Consider the following 21,293-nt stretch of genomic DNA (forward strand, 5'->3'; position numbering starts at 1 on the left):
GATGGACGAGTTCACTCAGGTCGGCAATCAGGCCTTCGAATCGGTGCTCGAACAGCTGCGCGTCAACCAGGCCCGGATCGAGCAGCTGCGTAATTCTCCGGTCCTCCAGCCATCGACCGGGTCTGAATCCATGAATACGGGCATCCCCGCTGTCCCGCAGGCCGATCCCCGGGCTGCGGCCCCCGCCGCGCCGGCAGGCACCCAACCTGCCGTCGAGGAGCACGCCGAACCCGAGCGCAGCATCGAAGAACTCCTCTCCGAACTGGACGACCTGATCGGGCTCAGAGAGGTCAAGGGTGAGATCCGACGACAGACGGCCGTGCTGCACGTTCAGGCGCTGCGTGCGGAGGCCGGGCTCAAGGTGCCGACCATCACCCGGCATCTGGTCTTCGTCGGTAACCCTGGCACCGGCAAGACCACCGTTGCCCGGCTGGTCGCAGGCATCTATAAGGCGGTCGGGCTGCTGAGCAAAGGACAACTGGTCGAGGTCGACCGCTCGGAGCTGGTGGCCGGCTATCTGGGGCAGACCGCCACCAAGACAGCGGATGTCGTCGCGTCCGCACTAGGTGGCGTGTTGTTCATCGACGAGGCCTATTCGCTGTCGGGCGACCAGTACGGTGAGGAATCGATCAACACGCTGGTCAAGGAGATGGAGGACAACCGCGACGATCTGGTCGTGATCGTCGCCGGATATCCCGCCCCGATGGCCACCTTCATCGCCGAGAATCCCGGCCTGGCAAGTCGTTTCCGCACCGAGATCCAGTTCGCGAACTACACCGATGACGAACTGATCAAGATCTTCAAGCAGATGGTCGAAAAATCCGACTACGACCTCGGCGAGGAAGCCCTGGAGGCGTTCGAGTTCGACCTGTCCCGCCAGATACGCGACGAGACCTTCGGCAACGGACGCTATTGCCGCAACCTCTTGGAGGCGGCGATCGGGCACCAGGCCTGGCGGCTACGTGATACTCCGGCCCCTACCGTGGAGCAACTGAGGCTGCTCACTCGTGAGGACATCGGTGGGGACTCGGTCATCGAACCCGGGGACGAGCTGGTCACTGAGCCGGAGGAGACCCAATGACCGCGGTGGCGAAATCAACCGACCCGCGCCAGGCCTGGAGCAGGGGCGGAGGGCTGAGTCAGGCCCGGCAGAGCGCGCCGTCGCAGCCGGACGGCACCAAGACCATGACGACATCGTCGGTGATCGCCTGGTGGCGGGCCGTGCTGGTCATCGCTTGTCTGGCTGTCGCCGTGATCGCCCCGCTGGTGCTCAATGAGAACCGGCAGTCGGTGGAGCGTGTGAACGTGGCGACCCAGCAGATGCTGCGGTTGGAGACCGTGCGCAGCGACCTGCTGGGTGCCGAGGCGGCGGCCACCCAAGCGCTGCTGATGGCCACCGATGGGCAGGCCCCGGACGCCGGCTATCTGGGGTTGGCCGACTCTGCGTCCGCGGAGCTGATTGCCGCAGCCGCCGCCAGCCCAAGTGATTCGCTGGCATTGCAGCAGATCAACACGGCCCTCGGCCACTATCTGGCGCAGCTGAGTGTCGCGATGAAGACCGGTAGCCAAAATGACATGCGCCAGGCCAGCGAGGTGCTGGTCAACGATCTGCTTCCGCTGCTCGACACCCAGATCGCGGCGCACACGGCTGTCCTCGAATCCCAGGGCGACAACCAGCAATGGCTGATCGCGGTGCTGGCCGTGCCGGTATTGCTGCTGGTCGTCGCGAGTGTCGTGGTTGCCAGACGCACCCGGCGGGTTGTCAACCTTGGCCTGATGCTCGGGCTGGCAGCTGCCATCGCCTCGCTGGTGATCGTCACGCAGCTGGTCACCACGACCGCGATGAGTATCTCCGCCGTGCAGACCAGCGGAGTCACCCAGGCCGCCGCCGTGGCCAAGGCCCACGCTGCTGTCACCGAAGCGAAGGCGATCGAGGGACGCATGCTCCTGGGAATCACCGACTCCGCCTCAGGGGCGCAGGCCTATGCTGACGCCACCGGCCAAGCGAGTGACGCGCTCACCGAACTGGGGAGCGCCGACGCCACCGACCGGTTGAGCCAGATGATCAGCACCCACGACCAGCTGGTGGCCGCCACCGACCCGCCCAGTCCCGAATTGGTGGCCTCGGCCCAGGAACCCTATGACTGGCTGGTTTCCTGGCTCGCCGATCAGTCATCGACCATCGGCAATGAGGTGGATGCCGACTTGTCCGGCCATGCCGCGACGGTCGAAGCGCAGGCAATCCTCGTCGCCGGGATCATGGTCATCGCAGCCGTCAGCTCGGTCGCCGGCCTGAGCGGATCGTTACGGAGGTACCGATGAGTCCCGTGAACGCACCCGAGGCCCCCGGACGCCTGGGTGAAGCGATCGACACCTTGCAGCTGCGTTCCTATCTGATTGCTCTCGACAAGTGGCTGGAGGCCCGCCGCTCCGAACTCGGAGCGCTCGACGTGGCCGTGCAAGAAAGCGAGCACGTGGACGAACTGACGCGCGACATGGCGTTGAGCCTGCAGCTGTGGCAGTCGATCCAGACCCGCTACCGCCGGCTGCTGCAGGTCTGGGACCGGGGCCGGGTCCAGGTCCGGGAACGCGAACAGCTGTCGTCGCTGGTCTGGGGCCGGCTGGACGACGATTCCTGGAGTGGCACCGCCGCCAGCGGCCTGTCGCTACCGGAGGCCTGCCGGATGTCGGACGCACTGATAGGGCAGCTGCGCAGTCGGCTGCAGCTCGACCCGGCCGGAACCCAGGCGGTCGCCCGGTTGCGTGATCTGCGGGCGAGCATGGAGCGGTTGCGCGATCAGGTGGCCTTGGAGCCGCCACCCACGTCCGGTGCGGCCCGGGCCAGGCTGGCCCAGTTGGAAGAGCGTCTGACCACGATCAACGACAAGGCCGGCCGCGGTGGCGACATCGGTGGTCTGCTGGGCCCGCTGGAGGCTGACGCAGCGACCTTCGAACGCGACCTGATTGTCGGTGGCGTCCAGCGCCGCGCCAATGCTCAAGCCCAACAGCAGACCGCCGAGCGCGCCGATGCCGCCCAGCGGCTGCGCGCCGATCTGCTGGCCCGCAGCCAGCAGCTGGACGAGATGGTCGACCAGGTGGTCGCCACGGTCGGCAATCCGCCGAAGTACGCGGTACCCGACGTCACCGCGCTCGGACCGGTGCCCAGCGCTGACCGGGCCGCGCTGGAGCAGTACATCGTCCGGTTGCAGCAGGTCGGGCAGGCGATGGATTTCGTGGCCCGGGCGTACTCGGAGGCGTTGCGCGGTTCGCAGATGCTGGCCAACGAGCTGATCACGCTGCGTTCGGAGGTCGACCAGCAGCGACTCGCAGATCCGCAGCTGACGGCGCTCTTCGGGGTCGCCGACGATCTGGCTCGCAGATCTCCGCAGCCCACCGAGGCCCTCGCCTCGCTCATGGAGACCTGCCGTCGCTACGTCGCCTGGCTGGCCGGCCTGGCAGGAGCCCGCGGTACGGTTGACCGATGAGATGCCGTCAGCCCGGCTGTACCGGCACGATCGTCGACGGCTACTGCGATGTCTGCGGCATGCCGCCGGTCTCGTCGTTCACGGCGGGCAGCGAACCGGGGCAGCTACGCACCCAGCCGCCGAGCCCCGCGCCGTCGGCCCGGGGAGCCTCCGAGTCCCGGCTGGGCCAACGGGGCGGACACTGCCCGCAACCAGGTTGCCGCGGCACCATCGTCGATGGCTACTGCAACGTCTGCGGCAATCCTCCGGACGCGAAACCGCCGAGTAAGACGCCGCAGCTGCTCGGCACCACCTTGTCAACCACCGCCACCGCGGCAGAGCTCGGTACCGTGCTGATGGGCTCTGCGCTCGCCGGCCCCGGGGCTGCGCGCACCTCGTCCCGCTCGGATGCGCATCGCAGCCACACCCGCATCGGGGCGGGCGTGACCACGGTGCCACCCGCACCGTCGATCGATCCGGCCAAGGCGGTATTGAGCGATCCGGTTGTCCCCGAGCCCCGGCGCAACTGCCCGAAGTGCGGCGAGCCGGTCGGCCGTGGCCATGACGGCAAACCCGGCGATCCCCAGGGCAGCTGCGAGAAATGCGGCACCGTGTTCAGCTTCTATCCGGCGATCAAGCCCGGCGAGCTGATCGCCCAGCAGTACGAAGTCGCCGGTGCCATCGCCTACGGCGGCATGGGGTGGATCTACCTGGCCCGCGACCGCAACGTCTCCGATCGCTGGGTGGTGCTGAAAGGCCTGCTGAATGCCTCGGACGATGATGCCTTCGCCGCGGCGAAATCCGAGAAGGAGTTCCTGGCGGCCGTCGAGCATCCGCTGATCGTCGAGATCTACAACTTCGTCCAGCACGGCGATGCCCGCTACATCGTGATGGAGTACGTGCCCGGCCGCTCGATCACCGACCTGTTGAAGGAGCGCAAGACCGCCAACAAGGGCAGCCATGATCCGCTGCCGGTCGACTGGGCGCTGGCCTACCTGATCGAGATCCTGCCGGCGTTCACCTATCTGCACGAAGGCGGCCTGCTCTACTGCGATTTCAAACCCGACAACCTGATGCAGGTGGGTGATTCGGTCAAACTCATCGACCTGGGTGCGGTGCGCCGCATCGCGGACCAGACCTCTCCGATCTTCGGCACCGTCGGCTATCAGGCACCGGAAGTGGCCGAGACTGGTCCGTCGGTGGCCAGCGACATCTTCACGCTCGGGCGCGCACTGCTGGTGATGTGCTCGGAATTCCGCGGCTACCAGAGCGAGTATGTCGACACGCTGCCGCCGCTCAGCAAGATGCCGCTGTTCGCCGAGCACGACTCGTTCTACCGGTTGGTGCAGCGAGCCTGCGCGCCGCTGCCCGCCGACCGCTTCCAGTCCGCCGAAGATCTGAGGGTGCAGGCGATGGGTGTGCTCCGCGAGGTCGTGGCCAGGCGGTCTCCGGGTGCCGCCACGACGTCGGCACCGTCCACGCTGTTCAGCGTGCCGATGACCGCCAGCGAGGGGACCGATTGGCGCCAGCTACCCAGGCTGCTGCCCGATCCGTCCGATCCGATGACGAGCTGGGTCTCCGCGATCACGTTGGACGACCCCCGGCAGCGGATGGGCGCGCTGGAGCGCGCACCGCAGCGCACTGCCCAGGTGATGCTCGCCCAGATCGAGATTGCGCTCGGGTTGGGTGACCGCCAGACCGTGTCCAGAATCGTCCGTGAGCTGCTCAAGGTAGACCCGTGGGATTGGCGGGCGATCTGGATGCAGGGCCTGCAGGCCGTCCAGACGCACTCCTGGTATGAGGCGCAGGCGCCGTTCAACACGGTCTACGCGCAGCTGCCCGGCGAGTTGGCGCCGAAATACGCGCTGGCCGTGGTCTGCGAGCACGGCGAGCAACCGGCGCTGGCCGAGGAGCTCTTCGCGATCTGTGCCAGCACCGATGCCGCCTATGTGACGCCGGCTGCATTCGCCATGACCCGGATCCGGCTCGCCCGCAGCGACCAGGAAGGCGCCCTGGACGCTCTCGGACTGGTTCCGCCGACCAGCCGCGGCTATTCCGACGCCCGCACGACGCAGGCGAAGCTGGTGTTGCAGCGCGAGGGGACACTGGCCGACCTCGACCAGGCCTGGCAAGCGATTCACGCCGCGAAGCTCGATCAGATCACCACCACCGGCTTGGAGGCCGAGATACTCGAGAAGGCTCTCGCTCAGGTGCATACCCACCGTGGCCGCGGTGTCGGTGCCTTCGACGGCCAGCCGGCCACCGAACGCAATCTGCGTCCGAAACTTGAGCGCGCCTATCGAGACCTGGCGGTGTGGACGCGCGACGATGACGAACGTAGACGTCTGATCACCCAAGCCGACCTGACCCGCAGATGGAGCCTGTTGTGAGTGAACAGAACGCACCCGATTCCGAAGCCGTCGAGCCGTCCGCGGCGGGTTGGTCGCAGCCGCCGGAGACCTCGTCATCGCCGCTCAGTTGGTCGCAGCCGCGAGGCGGCGGCCGCCCGCGCAGGCTCTACGGCTCGACCGAGGCCTCGCATTGGCAGCGGGACGCTGAACTCAGCGCCACGGCCGAGGCGGACGCCGCCGCCGACCGGGCAGCCGAGCAGGCCGCCGCGCAGAGTCCGGGCGGAATCGCACGGCATGGCGCTGCGGGGGCGGTGATGGGACGGGTCTTCACACCTCAGGTGCGCAGTTGCCCGAAATGCGGCGGCGAGATCGACTGGGACGGCTACTGCGTGCAATGCGGCGCCAAGGCGCCCAGCGGTCGCGACCATCTGGAGGAGCAGCCGGCGCCTTGGGTTGCGGGAGTCTGCGATCGAGGCATCCGGCACCCGCGCAATGAGGACGCGATGGCGCTCGATGCGACCGGCGAGATCGGCGGGCGCGCCGTGCTGGCGGTCTGCGACGGGGTGTCGATGTCCACCGACTCCGACCGCGCATCGTTGGCGGCGACCCGCGCCGTGATCAGCCACATTGCCAGCCATACGCAGTGGGACTGGAATCTGACCAACCTGGCCGCCGAATCGGCAACCCGGGCCGTGCTGACCCAGACCGCACAATTCGCCAACCAGGCGGTGCTGGCGAATTCCGACATGGGCGAGGCCAGCCCGGCATCCAGCACACTGGCGGTCGGTCTGGTGAATGGATCCCAGTTGCTTTCGGCGACGCTCGGGGACTCGCGCGTCTACTGGATTCCCGACGCCGGCGAGGCAATACTGCTCAGCACCGACGACTCGATGGCCCAGGAGCAGATCGCGGCCGGTGTCGACCGGACGATCGCCGAATCCGGCATGCACAGTCATGTCATCACCCGTTGGCTGGGACGCGATGCCCCAGACGTGACGCCGACCCTCGCCAGCCTGGTGGCCGACCGGCCGGGTTGGTTGCTGGTCTGCTCCGATGGGCTGTGGAACTATGTCTCCGATCCCGCCGCGATGGCCCGGTTGGTGAACGCGGTCGCCGCGAAGCATCCGGACGGCCCACTCGTGGTAGCGCAAGAGCTGGTGGCTTGGGCAATCGAGCAGGGCGGCGAGGACAACATCACCGCTGCTCTGGCCCGCATCGAGCCTCCCGCCGTGCAGAGCCCGATGACCGCCGGGGAAGCCGAGGACGACCTGGAAGCCCCTACCACGCGCACCCGGCCGGTTCCGCCGCCCACCGCAAGCTAATCTGGCTGGGTTGCGCAAGCCGCCTGCTGACGAAAGGACGATCCGTGGCCCAGTTCGACTCCACGGTCTATCAGAACGAATACCTGCCCGATGGCGGCACGGATGTCAACGCGATCGTCCGGGTCGGGGTCAGCGATGCGGGAAGCGCCGGATCGGACGGTGCCGCGGGCGAGATCATCATCATCGACTGCTCCGGATCGATGGGCCAACGCAGCATGTTGGCTGCTCGGCAGGCTGCCATGGTCGCCCTCGACAACATTCTGGACGGCACCTACTTCGCGGTCGTCTCGGGTACCCACGAGGCATACCTCGCATACCCGATCGTCCAGTCGGGGCCGGGCATGGTGCAGATGACCACGCGCACCCGCCGCGAGGCGAAGGATGCGATCAGCCGGCTTGTCGCCGACGGCGGCACCGCGATCGGACGCTGGCTCAATTTGACCCTCGCCCTGTTCAACTCGATGGGCGGCATCGTCACCCAGCGGCATGCCTTGCTGCTGACCGACGGCGCGGACGAACACGAGACCCCCGAGCAGCTGGACGCCGCGATCCGCGCCTGTGCCGGCAGGTTCCAGTGCGACTGCCGTGGCATCGGCACCTACTGGGTGGTATCCGAGGTGCGTAAGATCGCTCGCGCTCTGATGGGCACTCTCGACATCATTCCCGATCCTGCGATGATGGCCGCGGAGTTCGCGAGAATCATGCAGACCTCGATGAGCCGCGGCGTGTCGTCCGCGAACCTGCGGGTGTGGACGCCGCAGGGCGCCCAGCTGCTGTTCGTCCGGCAGGTGTCGCCGACGGTGGAGGATCTGAGCTATCAGGGGCAGCCCGTGAATCCACTGACGGTGGATTTCGGGACTGGCGCCTGGGGCGATGAGGAACGCGACTATCACATTGCGGTGCGGCTGCCGGCGAAGGCGGTCGGCCAGGAACAGTTGGCAGCGCGTGTGCAACTGGTGGTCGGTGAGCAGCCGCGCACGCAAGGTCTGGTCAAGGCGATGTGGTCGAGCGATGACTCGCTGACCGCGCAGATCAACGACGAAGTCGCGCATTACACCGGGCAGACCGAACTGGCGGCCGCCATTCAAGAAGGGCTGGCCGCGCGCAAGGCCGGCGACCTGTCGACGGCAACCAGCAAGCTGGGGCGCGCGGTGCAGTTGGCCCAGCAGACCGGCAACCATGAGGCCACCACGAAACTGCGCAAGGTGGTCGACGTGGTCGATCCCGGCAGCGGCACGGTGCGGCTGAAGACCAAGGTCGACAAGGCGGACGAGATGGCGCTGGATACTGCCTCGACGAAGACCACCCGGACGCGCCAGTCCGGCGGCAACGGCGGACAGGCGGAGTAGCGATGGCGCGATGTGCCGCAGGACATCAGAGCCTGACCGATGACTACTGCTCGGTCTGCGGGGCGCCGATCGACGCCGCTGCCACGCCGGTGCGGCCGGCGAGGGGCCAACCCGGTGTACTCGGTCAGGTGCTGCCACCCGGTCCGGCGGTCCCGCCCACACGGCAGGGCAACCAGACCTGCCCGGTCTGCCATTCGGTAGCCGCCGCAGGTGCCTTCTTCTGCGAGACGTGCGGCTACGACTTCCTCACCGGTGCGTTGCCCAGAGGATTCGAGGCACAAGCAGACGTGCAGCCCACCGTCGAGCCGGAATCGGCCGCCAGTGCGAAGCCATCGTCCGCCGAGCCGCCCGCTCCGCAGGCAGCAGTCGCGCCGAGCTACTTCGATCTCGGTGAGGCGCCCGGCCACGCTGAGACGAAGAGCCCTCTGGTGGTGGACTCGGCCGCTTCCGTTGTGCCGCATCCGGCCGCTCCGGATCTGGCCGTGGCTGCCGCTCTCGATCTGGGTGATCCGGGCCCCGACCTGCCTGACCCCGACTCGTTGCGTGCGATCTCGGTGCCGCCGCGGATCGCTCAGGGCACGTACCAGCCGCAGCCCTCCCAGGGGTCGGCCCCGGCACTGCGCGCATCGTCGGCTTCACCGGGCTTCGCGCCCACCCGGGCCGGCAGCACCGCCCGCTGGGTGGCGGAGATCTGGATCGACCCGGAGTGGTATCGCATGCAGCAGGCCCCGGAACAACTGCCGTCTCCCGGCCAACCGATCATCGAGGCGCTTCGGGTCCCGCGGGTGGTCGTCGGACGCACCTCCGGAGATGCCCATCCCGATATCGACTGCCGCACCGACACCGGGGTCAGCCGCCGCCAAGCTGCTCTGACCACCGACGGTGTGCGGTGGTTCGTGGAGGATCTCGGCTCGTCCAACGGCACCTATGTCGGACGAATCGACCAGCCGCTGCCGATCGAACCGATCACCCGACGCGTCGAACTTGGCCATCACGATCGCATCTACGTCGGCTCCTGGACTCGGATCGTGGTTCGTCCGGCGCTGGTACAGGAAGCCGATTTGTGACGCTGCCGGCCGAGCGAGTCTCGATGGCAACTTGCGATGATGTAAATAAATACAGTGCAGGGTAACATTAGGTCGGCAGGTAAACCTGCTCGCAGCTTGACTTGCGGACAGAGCTCCCTGGGGCGTACCCCGTTGCCAAGCCGCGCGGTTCGCTTCGGCCAAAAGGAGACAGATGACCGCCGAGGTTAAGGCACGTGCACCATTCCACCTCGACCAGGCCTGGGAGGGTTTCACCCCCGGCGACTGGTCAGATTCCATTGATGTGCGCGACTTCATCCTGCGCAACTTCACCCCCTACACCGGTGACGCGGCCTTCCTAGCCGGTCCCACCGCCAAGACCCTGAACGTCTGGGAGACCTTGCAGCGCGACTACCTTTCGGTGGAGCGAGCCAAGCGCGTCTACGACATCGAAACTCACATCCCCGGCGACGTGGACGCTTTCCCCGCCGGGTTCATCTGCGCGGACGACAACGTGATCGTCGGTCTGCAGACCGACGCCCCGCTGAAGCGGCCGATGATGCCGGCCGGCGGCTGGCGGATGGTCGAGACCGCCATCAAGGAAGCCGGGATGACTCCCGACCCGAAGATCAAGGAGATCTTCACTCGCTACCGCAAGACCCACAACGAGGCCGTCTTCGACCTCTACACCCCGCGGATTCGCGCCGCCCGCTCGTCCCATCTACTCACCGGGCTGCCCGACGCGTACGGTCGTGGACGCATCATCGGTGACTACCGGCGCGTCGCGTTGTACGGCGTCGACCGGCTGATCACCGAGAAGCAGGCCGAGATGGATTCGGTCATCGACCAGCCGTTCAGCGAGAACTGGGCCCGCTACCGCGAGGAGCACGCCGAGCAGATCAAGGCGCTGAAGAAGCTCAAGAACCTCGGAAACAGCTACGGCTTCGATCTCTCCCGCCCCGCCGGCAGCTTCGCCGAGGCGGTCCAGTGGACCTATCTGTCCTACCTTGCGAGCGTGAAGAGCCAGGACGGCGCTGCGATGAGCATCGGCCGGCTGAGCGGATTCTTCGACATCTACGCCGAACGCGATCTCGCGGCCGGCGTGATCGATGAGTCCGGCGTCCAGGAGGTCATCGACGCGCTGGTCACCAAGCTGCGCATCGTCCGGTTCCTGCGCACCATCGACTACGACCAGATCTTCTCCGGTGATCCCTACTGGGCAACCTGGTCCGACGGTGGCTTCGCCAACGATGGCCGCACGCTGGTCACCAAGACCTCGTTCCGCCTGTTGCAGACCCTGCGCAATCTCGGCCCGGCTCCCGAGCCCAACATCACCATCTACTGGGATCCCGAGTTGCCTGCCGGTTACAAGGACTTCTGTTCGCTGATCTCGATCGAGACCTCCGCGATCCAGTACGAGTCGGACGCCGAGATCCGCTGCCACTGGGGTGACGATACGGCGATCGCCTGCTGCGTCTCGCCGATGGCCATCGGCAAGCAGATGCAGTTCTTCGGCGCCCGCCTGAACTCGGCGAAGGCGCTGCTCTACGCCATCAACGGTGGCCGCGACGAGATGAGCGGCAAGCTCATCGTGCCCGGCTTCGCGCCGATCGACGGCGACGGGCCGCTGGACTTCGACACCATCTGGGCCAAGTACGATGCGATGCTCACTCACGCTGTCGAGACCTATGTCGAGGCGCTGAACATCATCCACTTCAGCCACGACAAGTACGCCTACGAGGCCATAGAGATGGCGTTGCACGACGACGAGATCGTCCGGACGATGGGCTGCGGCATCGCGGGCCTGTCGATCGTGGCCGACTCCTTGTCGGCGATCAAGTACGCCACCGTCACCCCGGTCCGCGATGACTCGGGTCTGGTCGTCGATTACATCACCGAGGGGGACTTCCCGGTCTACGGCAACGACGATGATCGCGCCGATGAGCTGGCCCGGCTGGTCGTCTCAACCGTGATGAGCAAGATCCGGGCCATCAAGCTCTACCGCGACGCGGTGCCGACCCAGTCGGTGCTGACGATCACCTCGAACGTGGTCTACGGCAAGGCGACCGGCGCGTTCCCGTGCGGGCACGAAGCCGGCACCCCGTTCGCCCCGGGCGCGAACCCGGAGAACGGCCGCGACACGCACGGCATGATCGCGTCGATGATGAGCGTCGGCAAGCTCGACTACGATGACGCGCTGGACGGCATCTCGCTGACCAACACGATCACCCCGCCCGCGCTCGGTCGCACGCCGGACGAGCGGATCAGCAACCTGGTCGGCATCCTGGATGCCGGCATGGGTGAGGGGCTCTACCACGCGAACATCAACGTGCTCAACCGTGAGACGCTGCTGGATGCCATGGAGAATCCGGACAACTACCCGCAGCTGACCATCCGGGTGTCGGGCTATGCGGTCAACTTCACCAAGCTGACCCGTGAACAGCAGTTGGACGTGCTCTCGCGCACCTTCCACGAGTCGCTGTGAGTTCTCCGGTTCGGGCGAGCATGCTCGGCGGTATCCCCACCGCCGAACATCTCGGCCGTACCGAGTTGCTGATGGGGCAGCGCACGGGTGAGGTCGGCACGGTCCATTCCTGGGAACTCGTGACAGCAGTGGACGGCCCGGGCACCAGGATGACCACCTTCCTGGCCGGGTGCCCGCTGCGTTGCCAGTATTGTCACAACCCCGACACGATGAATGCGCATGCCGGAGTCCCGATCTTCGCCGATGATCTGCTGACGCGTATCAGGCGCTATCGCGGTGTCTTCCGCGCGACCGGGGGCGGCATTACTCTGTCGGGCGGGGAGGTGCTGCAGCAGCCTGCCTTCGCCCGGAAGATTCTGCGCGGTGCCAAGGAAATGGGGATCCACAACGCGCTGGATACCTCTGGATTTCTCGGCCGCAACGCCGACGACGCCATGCTCGCCGATGTCGATCTCGTCCTGCTCGATGTGAAGGCCGGCGACGAGGCCACCTATCTGCGCGTGACCGGGCGCCGCCTGGAGCCTACTCTTGAGTTCGGCCGCCGCTTGGACGATCACGGCATCGAGATCTGGATCCGGTTCGTGTTGGTGCCCGGGCTCACCGACGATCCGGCCACCATCGCCCCGATCGCCGATTACGCGGCGTCGCTCGGATCGGTGAGCCGGGTCGAGGTCTTGCCTTTCCATCAGATGGGCCGCTCCAAATGGGCCGAGTTGGGGCTCGCATACCAGCTGGCCGATACCGAGCCGCCGTCGGCCTCCGAGATCGAGGCCACTCGGGCGATCTTCCAGGATCGCGGGCTCACGGTCTACTGAGCAGACGCCGCACGCATCTTCGAGCCCCCAGGTGTGCCTGATCTTCTTCACTTGGGTCCGCTTAAGCCTGAAATCGGCAATTTGGATCGATCCGCGCACTCAACTGAAGAAGATGAGGCACGGGGGAGTTATCCACAGCCTCGAAGGAAGATGACCGATTGCCGGGGGACTTGCCGATCCTTCAGGTATGAGCATTGAGGATGCCCTCAGGGCGGGCGGTGGTGTCATCGCCGCCGCGGACTACCGGCCACTGCGCAACAAATTCACTCGCGCGATCGCGGCAGGCACACTGGTTCGGCTTTGTCCGGGCGTGCTGGTGGCTGCGGACCTCGTTGATGACCCGGTGATCCGAGCAAGGGCAGTGCACACCTGGCGGCCAGGCCATATTTTGATGGGTCCTGCTGCAGCGCGGGCCTCCTTCTGGCCTGACTGCCCCGACGGCATGATCGACCTGGCCGGCCCCCAGACCGATGTTGTTCCGAAGATCGTGCGGCTGCATCAGATCAAGGTGCCGGTGGAATTGCGAGCGAACCGGGGCACCGCGATCATCACCAATCCGGAGCTGACGGTGTTGGACATGGCGATGATGGGGAAGTGGGCCGCCTTATGCGAGGGGCTACGACGAGGGGCCGTGAATGCCGACTCGTTGGCCCGGGCCAACGACCTTGTCGCGCACAGGTTGAAGACTGGAGTCAGGAAGGAATGCCTGGCTCGGGCAATTGGCAATCCGTGGTCCGTGCCTGAGATGAATCTGCAGATGCTCTACCGACAGGCGGGCATCGACGGGTGGGTTGGCAATCGAAAGATCAGCTGCGGTGAACACCTCGTTGTGCCCGACATTGCCTTTGATGTTCCGAAGCTCATTGTTGAAGTCGACGGGCGCAAGTACCACACGCAAGTAGCGAGTTTCGAGGCCGATCGAGCGCGCGGCAATTGGCTCACTGCCGACGGCTGGCGAATCCTGCGGTTCACGCCAATGATGATCTGGAATGAACCCGAGACCGTTCTGGAACAGACCTGGGCAGCCCTAGCTGCCTGGCGGCGTGCCTGATCTTCTTCACCTGAGGCCGGTCAGCGGGAAACCGAGGGCTTGGATCGATCCAAGCCCTTAACTGAAGAAGACGAGGCACATGGGGGCGGGCGCCCCGAGCCTCTAGACTGGCCCACCGTGAGATATGCCAGCATCGGATCCGGAAACTACGCCATCATGCTCGCCACGATGGCGGTCGTGGTCGTTCTGTCGAGCATCGGTGCCTCCAAGGGCGTGGTCTTCGGCCCGGTCATCACCGATGGCGCGTTCTTCCTCTTCCCGCTCGCGTACATCCTTGGCGACATGATCACCGAGGTGTACGGCCCGCGCGCCGCGAAACGAGCGATCATCACCGGTTTCGTCGCCAATGCCGCGTCGGTGCTGATCTACGCGATCCTGATCGCACTGCCCGGATTCGACGATGACTACGGCATCGCCCACCAGCAGGCGCTCGAACTTGCGCTGGGCCCGGTCTGGCAGGTGGTACTGGCCAGCATGGCCGGCTATGCGGGCGGACAGACGACCAACTCTTTGATCATGTGGAGCGGTAAGCGGCGGCATTCGGAGAAACGGCTCTATCAGCGCCTCGCATCGTCCACCGGTGCAGGGGAGGCGGTCGACACCATCGTCTTCTGCACGATCGCGGCGCCGGTGATCGGCATCACCACGTTCAACCAGTGGCTCAGCTATACGTTTTTCGGATTTCTCTGGAAGATCCTCGTCCAGTACGCGCTGATGCCGGTCACCGCGCGTGCCATCGGATGGCTGAAGAAGAAGGAGCCGACCTACTGGGGAGATGCTCCGGCGTCCTGAGCCGGATGGCTCATCGCGTGGCCTCATGGTGGGCATCGTTGGCCGCAGCCAGACCGGCCAGCTAGAGTGAGGTCGCAAGAGCCCTCTTGCTGACTACCTCAAGCAGAGGGTTTCGCTGTGTTCCGGGAGGAATCGACCGGGACGAACAGGAAGGTATGCAAACATGCCGGGCATCATCGTTCTGGGCGCCCAGTGGGGCGACGAGGGCAAGGGCAAAGCGGTCGACGCTCTCGGTGAGCAGGTCGACTACGTCGTCCGCTACTCGGGCGGCAACAACGCCGGTCACACCGTCGTGGCCCACGGGGAGAAGTTCATCATGCACCTGCTGCCGGCAGGCATCCTGAACCGCAACGCTGTCACCGTGATCGGCAACGGCTTGGTGGTCGATCCCCAGGTCATGTACCACGAACTCGACGGGCTTGCCGAGCGCGGCGTCACCGTCGACCATCCGTTGATCAGCGCGAACGCTCACCTGATCACCCCCTATCACCAGACCCTCGACAAGGTCACCGAACGGTTCGCAGGCAAGAAGCGCATCGGGACGACCGGTCGCGGTATCGGTCCCGCCTATTCCGACAAGGTCAACCGCGTCGGTCTACGTGCCGCCGACCTGCTGGACGCCGACCTGCTGCATGACAAGGTCGTCGCTTCCCTGGAACAGAAGAACCAGACGCTGGTCAAGATCTTCAACCGTCGCGAGATCAATGCCGAGCTGATCACCGAGCAGTTGCTGAGCTACTCCGAGCGGATGCGTCCGTACATCGTTGACTCGGGCCGGTTGCTCAACGACGCTCTGGACGAAGGCAAGGTCGTGCTCTTCGAGGGCGCCCAGGCGCACCACCTCGATGTCGACCACGGCACCTACCCGTTCGTCACCAGCTCGAATCCCACCGCCGGCGGCGCCTGCACCGGCACCGGGGTCGGTCCGACCCGCATAGACCGGGTCATCGGGATCGCGAAGGCCTACACCACCCGCGTCGGGGAAGGCCCGTTCCCGACCGAACTGCTGGACGCCGACGGCGAGAAGTTGCGCCAAGATGGCGGCGAGTACGGCGCAACCACCGGTCGTCCGCGCCGCTGTGGCTGGTTCGACGGCCCGATCGTCGAGGTCGCGGCCAAGATCAACGGCTGCACCGATATCTTCCTCACCAAGCTCGACGTGCTCTCGGGCTGGGAGAAGATCCCGGTTTGTGTGGCATATGACATCGACGGGGTCCGCAGCGATGTGTATCCGATGACCCAGCCCGAACTGTGCGCTGCCAAGCCGATCTACGAGTACCTGCCGGGCTGGAGTGAGGACATTTCCGCCGCGCGCCGCTTCGACGAGCTGCCCGCCAACTGCCAGGCCTACGTCCACTACCTGGAGAATCTGGTCCATTGCCGCATCAGCGGCATCGGCGTCGGCCCGGGTCGCGAAGAGTCGATCATCATCAATCCGCTGATCTGATCGGCATTCGCGATCATGAACGACCGGCAGACGCTGGCCGCGACCATCACCGGCACCGATGCGCCGGGCATGACGGTTCAGCTGATGGACGCCATCGCGCGTACCGGGGCCGAGGTTCTCGACTTCGAACAGGTGGTCGTGCGGGAGCAGTTGATCTTGGCGCTGCTGTTCGGTGCGCTGCCCGCGGACGCCACCGAGCTGACCGACCGGCTCGCCGGAACCTGTGCTCGGCTGGGTGTGACGCTCCACATCACCGAAGGTGTCGGCGACAATCCGCCGCGCCCCAAGCGGGTGGTCGTGACATTGCTGGGCAGGCCGTTGTTGGCGGAGCATGTGGCGGCCGCCGCCCGAGTGATCAGCGAGCACGGTGGCAATATCGACCGCAGCCGCCGGCTGTCGCGCCAGCCGATGACCAGCATTGAGTTCTGGGTCTCGCACGCCGAGGTCGTCGACCTGCGTCCGGCGTTGGCTCGTGCCTCGGCCGAGGCGGGCTTCGATGTCGCCGTCTCGCCGGCGGGGCTGTCGCGGCAGGGCCGCCGGCTGGTCGTGATGGATGTCGATTCCACGCTGATCCGCGACGAGGTGATCGAGCTGCTGGCAGCGCATGCCGGACGCGAGGCCGAAGTCGCCGAAGTGACCGCCGCTGCGATGCGCGGCGAGATCGACTTCGCCGAGAGCCTGCACGAGCGTGCCTCGAAGCTCGCCGGGCTGCCGGTGTCCGTCTTTGACGAGGTCCGCAACGCGATCCGGCTGACACCGGGGGCCCGGACCCTGGTCGGTACCCTGCAGGATCTGGGATTCGCGATCGGGCTGGTCTCGGGCGGCTTCATCGAGATCGTCGGACCGCTGGCAGCTGAACTCGGCATCACTCATGTGCATGCGAACTCGCTCGAGGTGGTCGACGGCGTGCTGACCGGACGCGTCCAGGGAGCGGTCGTCGACCGGGCCGCGAAGGCCCAGAAGCTGCGCGAATTCGCGGTAGCCGAGGGATTACCCTTGTCACGAACCGTTGCCATCGGCGACGGGGCGAATGATCTAGACATGCTCGCTGCGGCAGGTCTCGGTGTGGCGTTCAACGCCAAGCCTGCCGTGCGGGCGTCTGCTGATACCTCGTTGAACCTGCCGTATCTCGACGCCGTGCTCTTCCTGCTCGGCTTCAGCCGCGAAGAGGTGGTGGACGCTGCTGCTGCCCGCGAACTGGGTCCGCTGCTGAGTCAAGTGTCGAAGCTGAGAGCTCGCAAGGGCTGAGCGCATCCCAAGCCTGACAGCTCGCCATGCCACGCGCGCCAGCAGGTGTCCATCTGCTGGTGGGTGTGTTCGCGTCCGAGCTGCCTGAGGAGGGTGCCGGGCTCGGCCAGCTCGAAAGCCGTCACCCCGGCCGATGCCTCTGCCTCAGGGCGCCAGCCCAGCGCGATGATCGAGTCGAGCACTCTGGTTTCGCCGAGCACACCAACGCGACCGCGCCGACCGTGACTCAGATCGAGGTCCTCGATCAGCAGAGGCGCACAACGATGCCGGGGACCTTCCGGGTGGTGACCATCGACCGGCAGCGCCGCACCCATGCGGGAGGAATACGCGTGAAACTCGCTCGCCAGATCGCCACCTTGCTGTCCGGATCGTCCGAATGCGAGGACCTCGCGTTGGAGCAGACGGGCACCCTCGCCCAGCGTCACTCGAGTGGAGCGGCGTACGCGGGCATCATCCGAGATCACGAACGGCTGGCCTTGCCAGATCAGCGTGCCGCCGTCGGCGATCTCGATCGAGATGCCCCAGCGGGATTCGCCTTCGCCGCCATACGCCACGGTGCCGACCGGCTCGACGATCTCCAGCGTGCAGCCGGTGCCGACGAGCACGTCGATGCCGATGTCATCCCCCGCCAACAGCAGCATCTGGGTTGCGACCAGGGCGATCTGTGCGCTGCCACGCGGTCCGGTCGACAAGATCCGCGGCGTCAGTACATCGCCGCGCAACTCGATCCGCGGTCCGCGCCGTCCAGGCTCAATGACGATGCGGGTACGCATCAATGCTGATGATCGTGCGCGCCGCCGGCATGGGAGTGCACCGTGCCGTCCGCATGCACATGGGGAGCCATCGGGCCCGGATCCACGGCCACATGATGGCCGCTACGAAAGCTCGTCAGTGAATCCATCACCCATTGCTCCAGCGCGGCGATCGATTCCGGATCCTTGCGGGAAACCCCGATCACCGGACGCCCCTGGCGCACCTCGCGTCCCTCCCTGATCATCCGCTCGACATCGACATCGACGAACGGTCCCAGATCGGTCTTGTTGATCACCAGCAGATCGGCGCGTGCGATGCCCGGGCCGCCCTTGCGCACCACGTCGCCGCCGCCCGCCACATCAAGGACGAAGATCTGCACGTCGACCAGTGCAGGCGAGAAGGTCGCCGTCAGGTTATCGCCTCCCGACTCGATCAAGACGATGTCGACCGGCGCAAAATCAGCCTCCAAGTCCTCCGCGGCAAGCAGATTCACCGTCACGTCATCGCGGATCGCGGTGTGCGGGCAGGCTCCGGTCTCGACCGGGCGGATGCGCTCGGGGTCGAGCACCCCGGCTGCCTTCAAGAACCGGGCGTCCTCATCGGTGTAGATGTCATTGGTCACCACGGCCAGCGAGAGCGAACTCGACAGCGCCCGGCAGATCGTCGCTATCAGCGAACTCTTGCCGGTGCCGACCGGCCCGGCCACCCCGAGCCGCATCGCGCGGGTCGGTGCGCCGGGGACATCAAGTCCCGCTCGGGGGTTTCCCGATACCATCTGTTGATCTCGCATGGACATATCGTGCTCCTTGGTTCTGGTTCGGATCTGAGAATTGGTCTCAGGCATGGAACAGCCGCTCGGTCGCGTGGGAGTGCTGCTCGGCCCATAGCTCCAATTGGGGCGCCGCATGGGCAGGGATGTCGTCCGGACGAGTAAGCCCCGCGACCCGCTCGGCCATCGCATCCACCTCGGGCAGCAGATCCCTGGTCACAGCGGCGACCTGCACCGGGTCGGTGGGCTCGAGCTTGAGCAGGGCGGAGGTCACCGATTGCAGATCGTCGTAGCCGATCAGCGAGGCCGTCTCGAAGGATCCGAGCCCGGACCTGGCAGCCGCGATCCCGATCAGCACGGCGCGGCTGTAGCGCCCGCACCGCTCGCCACCGGCCGAGGGCCACAAGACGTCGACCAATCTGGCCTGGCCGCGTCCGAGCTGGCGGGAATTGTCTCGCAGCGCCCTGCTCGGTGTCCGCGCCGCCCACGCACGCTCAACCGGATCCAGCTCACCGCGGGCCAGCTCGGTGAATCGGGCCACTACCGCGGTGGCGGCCTCCACCTCGATCACCGTCGCCAGCCTGGTGACCACGTACTCTGTCACCGCATCGACGGGCATGCCCGCCTGAAGAGCGGGCTCCAGGCCCGCCGACTGGGTATGTGTGCCGACCGGCAAACGCACATCGGCCAGAAACGCCAGCATCATGGCCTGCGTGGTCATCAGTAGAGCGTAAAGAGCTGGGCCATCGGCAACTCATCGACCGGGTCGGGGGTGATACGGACTCCGTCGATGTCGATCGCGAAGGTCTCCGGATCAATGTCGATCTGCGGTGTGGCAGCGTTGTTCTTCATATCGGCCTTGGTGGTCTGCCGGGTTCCCGCGACCGGAAGCAGTCTGCGGCGCAACCCGAGTGTGGACGCCAACCCGGCGTCCAGCGCGGCGGGGGAGACGAACGAGACCGACAACTCCGCGCCCGCCGGCGCGGCGAGGGTGGGCCGCTCCAGGGTCGGTTGCGGAGTTGTGATGGACGCATTCGGGTCGCCCAGCGAACCCCAGACGACCGCACCGCCCTTGATCACCATCTCCGGGCGTACCGCGAAGAAGCGCGGGTCCCAGAGCACCAGGTCGGCCATCTTCCCGGCCTCGATCGAGCCGATGAAGGCGTCAACCCCGTGCGCGATAGCGGGATTGATCGTGTACTTCGCCACATAGCGGCGGGCCCGCTCATTGTCTGCCGGCAGACCGCCACCGAGCGCACCCAGCCTGGCCTTCATCACGTGCGCGACCTGCCAGGTTCGGGTGATCACCTCCCCGATCCGGCCCATCGCCTGCGCATCGGACGACGTGATCGACAGCGCACCCATGTCATGCAGGATGTCCTCGGCCGCGATCGTGGTCGCCCGGATCCTCGACTCGGCGAACGCCAGATCCTCGGGCACCTTGGGATTGAGGTGATGACAGACCAGCAGCATGTCGAGGTGCTCGTCCACGGTGTTCTTGGTGTGTGGCAGCGTCGGGTTGGTGGACGCCGGCAGCACGTAGGGCTCGCTCGCCAGCTTCAAGATGTCGGGGGCGTGACCGCCGCCCGCGCCTTCGGTGTGGAAGGTGTGGATCGAGCGTCCGGCGATCGCCTTAATGGTCGACTCGACATAGCCGGCCTCGTTCAGCGAGTCGGAGTGCAACGCCACCTGCAGGCCCCATTCGTCGGCGGCGCGCAGTGCCGCGTCGAGAGCGGCCGGGGTCGAGCCCCAATCCTCATGCACCTTGTAGCCGCCCGCGCCGGCCAGCGCCTGTTCCGCCAGTCCCTCGGCGCTGACCGTATTGCCCTTGCCGAGCAGCAGCACGTTGACCGGGAAGGGGTCGAAGGCGCGGTGGATGAGGCGCAGATGCCAGGGACCCGGGGTCACCGTGGTCGCCTTGGTGCCTTCCGCCGGACCGGTGCCGCCGCCGCTGATGGTCGTGATTCCGGTCGACAGTGCCTCCACCGTCTGCGACGGCGAGATCATGTGCACATGCGAGTCGAATCCGCCCGCGGTCAGGATCTTGCCCTCGCCGCTGATGATCTCGGTGGACGGCCCGATCTCCAGCTGTGGATGTACGCCGTCGCTGACATCGGAGTTGCCCGCCCGGCCGATCGCGACGATCATGCCGTCCTTGATGCCGACATCGGCCTTCACGATGCCCCACCAGTCGAGGACGATCGCGTTGGTGATCACGGTGTCGGGGGCGCCCTGGGCGCTGGTGACCGATCCCTGCAACATGGATTCGCGGATCGATTTGCCGCCTCCGAAGACCGCCTCATCGCCTCCGAAGGTCAGGTCCTGCTCGACTTCGATCCATAGGTCGGTGTCGGCCAGCCTCATCTGGTCGCCGGCGCTGGGGCCGTAGAGCGACGCGTACTTCTCGCGGCTGATCTGCATC

Annotated in this window: 17 protein-coding genes; 13 read left to right on the plus strand and 4 right to left on the minus strand. The window is 66.3% G+C overall.

The features are described 5' to 3' along the window. Nucleotide 1: 1 nt before the first annotated feature. From AAFP05_RS05505 to serB, 13 genes are all read left to right on the plus strand, one after another. The gene (locus AAFP05_RS05505; protein ID WP_341728850.1) at nt 2-1,081 is read left to right on the plus strand and encodes an AAA family ATPase; all 1,080 of its coding nucleotides are present in this window, start codon (nt 2-4) and stop codon (nt 1,079-1,081) included. Then, complete coding sequence (locus AAFP05_RS05510) at nt 1,078-2,322, plus strand: hypothetical protein (RefSeq protein WP_341728851.1); 1,245 nt, start codon at nt 1,078-1,080, stop codon at nt 2,320-2,322. The genes AAFP05_RS05505 and AAFP05_RS05510 overlap by 4 nt, the downstream gene beginning before the upstream one ends. Further along, on the plus strand, nt 2,319-3,485 hold the full coding sequence (locus AAFP05_RS05515; RefSeq protein WP_341728852.1) for a hypothetical protein: 1,167 nt from the start codon (nt 2,319-2,321) through the stop codon (nt 3,483-3,485). The genes AAFP05_RS05510 and AAFP05_RS05515 overlap by 4 nt, the downstream gene beginning before the upstream one ends. Next, the gene (locus AAFP05_RS05520; RefSeq protein ID WP_341728853.1) at nt 3,482-5,854 is read left to right on the plus strand and encodes a tetratricopeptide repeat protein; all 2,373 of its coding nucleotides are present in this window, start codon (nt 3,482-3,484) and stop codon (nt 5,852-5,854) included. Before AAFP05_RS05515 ends, AAFP05_RS05520 begins: the two co-directional genes overlap by 4 nt. Continuing rightward, on the plus strand, nt 5,851-7,137 hold the full coding sequence (locus AAFP05_RS05525) for a PP2C family serine/threonine-protein phosphatase (RefSeq protein ID WP_341728854.1): 1,287 nt from the start codon (nt 5,851-5,853) through the stop codon (nt 7,135-7,137). The genes AAFP05_RS05520 and AAFP05_RS05525 overlap by 4 nt, the downstream gene beginning before the upstream one ends. 44 nt (nt 7,138-7,181) lie before the next feature. Beyond that, a complete protein-coding gene (locus AAFP05_RS05530) occupies nt 7,182-8,486 on the plus strand; it encodes a VWA domain-containing protein (protein ID WP_341728855.1) in 1,305 nt (434 codons plus the stop codon). 2 nt (nt 8,487-8,488) lie between these two features. Next, a complete protein-coding gene (locus tag AAFP05_RS05535) occupies nt 8,489-9,553 on the plus strand; it encodes an FHA domain-containing protein (protein ID WP_341728856.1) in 1,065 nt (354 codons plus the stop codon). Between the two features lie 172 nt (nt 9,554-9,725). After that, entirely contained in the window at nt 9,726-11,996 is a 2,271-nt protein-coding gene (pflB, locus tag AAFP05_RS05540) for a formate C-acetyltransferase (RefSeq protein ID WP_341728857.1), read from the plus strand. Then, the gene (gene pflA / locus AAFP05_RS05545) at nt 11,993-12,811 is read left to right on the plus strand and encodes a pyruvate formate-lyase-activating protein (RefSeq protein ID WP_341728858.1); all 819 of its coding nucleotides are present in this window, start codon (nt 11,993-11,995) and stop codon (nt 12,809-12,811) included. Before pflB ends, pflA begins: the two co-directional genes overlap by 4 nt. 442 nt (nt 12,812-13,253) lie before the next feature. Then, nucleotides 13,254-13,862, plus strand: a complete 609-nt coding sequence (locus tag AAFP05_RS05550) for a DUF559 domain-containing protein (RefSeq protein WP_341728859.1) — start codon at nt 13,254-13,256, stop codon at nt 13,860-13,862. Between the two features lie 117 nt (nt 13,863-13,979). Further along, nucleotides 13,980-14,654 (plus strand): queuosine precursor transporter, encoded by a 675-nt coding sequence (locus tag AAFP05_RS05555; protein ID WP_341728860.1) that lies wholly within the window; start codon nt 13,980-13,982, stop codon nt 14,652-14,654. A 163-nt stretch (nt 14,655-14,817) separates the two neighbouring features. Further along, nucleotides 14,818-16,101 (plus strand): adenylosuccinate synthase, encoded by a 1,284-nt coding sequence (locus AAFP05_RS05560; protein WP_341728861.1) that lies wholly within the window; start codon nt 14,818-14,820, stop codon nt 16,099-16,101. A gap of 15 nt (nt 16,102-16,116) precedes the next feature. Continuing rightward, nucleotides 16,117-17,349, plus strand: a complete 1,233-nt coding sequence (gene serB, locus AAFP05_RS05565; RefSeq protein ID WP_341728862.1) for a phosphoserine phosphatase SerB — start codon at nt 16,117-16,119, stop codon at nt 17,347-17,349. Here serB and AAFP05_RS05570 read toward each other — a convergent pair. Genes AAFP05_RS05570 through AAFP05_RS05585 form a run of 4 tightly spaced genes read right to left on the minus strand, consistent with a single transcriptional unit; the run spans nt 17,316 to nt 21,292 of the window. Beyond that, the gene (locus AAFP05_RS05570; RefSeq protein ID WP_341728863.1) at nt 17,316-18,122 is read right to left on the minus strand and encodes an urease accessory protein UreD; all 807 of its coding nucleotides are present in this window, start codon (nt 18,120-18,122) and stop codon (nt 17,316-17,318) included. The genes serB and AAFP05_RS05570 overlap by 34 nt on opposite strands. Further along, nucleotides 18,122-18,898 (minus strand): urease accessory protein UreG, encoded by a 777-nt coding sequence (gene ureG / locus AAFP05_RS05575; protein WP_341728864.1) that lies wholly within the window; start codon nt 18,896-18,898, stop codon nt 18,122-18,124. Before ureG ends, AAFP05_RS05570 begins: the two co-directional genes overlap by 1 nt. A 40-nt stretch (nt 18,899-18,938) precedes the next feature. Next, nucleotides 18,939-19,592: an urease accessory UreF family protein gene (locus AAFP05_RS05580; RefSeq protein ID WP_341728865.1), complete on the minus strand. Its 654-nt coding sequence runs from the start codon at nt 19,590-19,592 to the stop codon at nt 18,939-18,941. Continuing rightward, nucleotides 19,592-21,292, minus strand: coding sequence for an urease subunit alpha (locus tag AAFP05_RS05585; RefSeq protein WP_341728866.1), 1,701 nt, complete (start codon nt 21,290-21,292; stop codon nt 19,592-19,594). The genes AAFP05_RS05580 and AAFP05_RS05585 overlap by 1 nt, the downstream gene beginning before the upstream one ends. Nucleotide 21,293 lies beyond the last annotated feature (1 nt).

This window comes from Brooklawnia sp. (assembly GCF_032229645.1).
Classification (GTDB): Bacteria; Actinomycetota; Actinomycetes; order Propionibacteriales; family Propionibacteriaceae; genus Brooklawnia.

Excerpts from the sequence above, each read along its gene's own strand:
- AAFP05_RS05580 (WP_341728865.1), bottom strand. The coding sequence starts at position 19,592 with ATGACCACGCAGGCCATGATGCTGGCGTTTCTGGCCGATGTGCGTTTG.
- AAFP05_RS05570 (WP_341728863.1), bottom strand. The coding sequence starts at position 18,122 with ATGCGTACCCGCATCGTCATTGAGCCTGGACGGCGCGGACCGCGGATC.
- AAFP05_RS05550 (WP_341728859.1), top strand. The coding sequence starts at position 13,254 with ATGATCGACCTGGCCGGCCCCCAGACCGATGTTGTTCCGAAGATCGTG.
- serB (WP_341728862.1), top strand. The coding sequence starts at position 16,117 with ATGAACGACCGGCAGACGCTGGCCGCGACCATCACCGGCACCGATGCG.
- AAFP05_RS05505 (WP_341728850.1), top strand. The coding sequence starts at position 2 with ATGGACGAGTTCACTCAGGTCGGCAATCAGGCCTTCGAATCGGTGCTC.
- AAFP05_RS05510 (WP_341728851.1), top strand. The coding sequence starts at position 1,078 with ATGACCGCGGTGGCGAAATCAACCGACCCGCGCCAGGCCTGGAGCAGG.
- AAFP05_RS05560 (WP_341728861.1), top strand. The coding sequence starts at position 14,818 with ATGCCGGGCATCATCGTTCTGGGCGCCCAGTGGGGCGACGAGGGCAAG.
- AAFP05_RS05520 (WP_341728853.1), top strand. The coding sequence starts at position 3,482 with ATGAGATGCCGTCAGCCCGGCTGTACCGGCACGATCGTCGACGGCTAC.
- AAFP05_RS05585 (WP_341728866.1), bottom strand. The coding sequence starts at position 21,292 with ATGCAGATCAGCCGCGAGAAGTACGCGTCGCTCTACGGCCCCAGCGCC.
- ureG (WP_341728864.1), bottom strand. The coding sequence starts at position 18,898 with ATGTCCATGCGAGATCAACAGATGGTATCGGGAAACCCCCGAGCGGGA.
- AAFP05_RS05515 (WP_341728852.1), top strand. The coding sequence starts at position 2,319 with ATGAGTCCCGTGAACGCACCCGAGGCCCCCGGACGCCTGGGTGAAGCG.
- pflB (WP_341728857.1), top strand. The coding sequence starts at position 9,726 with ATGACCGCCGAGGTTAAGGCACGTGCACCATTCCACCTCGACCAGGCC.
- AAFP05_RS05535 (WP_341728856.1), top strand. The coding sequence starts at position 8,489 with ATGGCGCGATGTGCCGCAGGACATCAGAGCCTGACCGATGACTACTGC.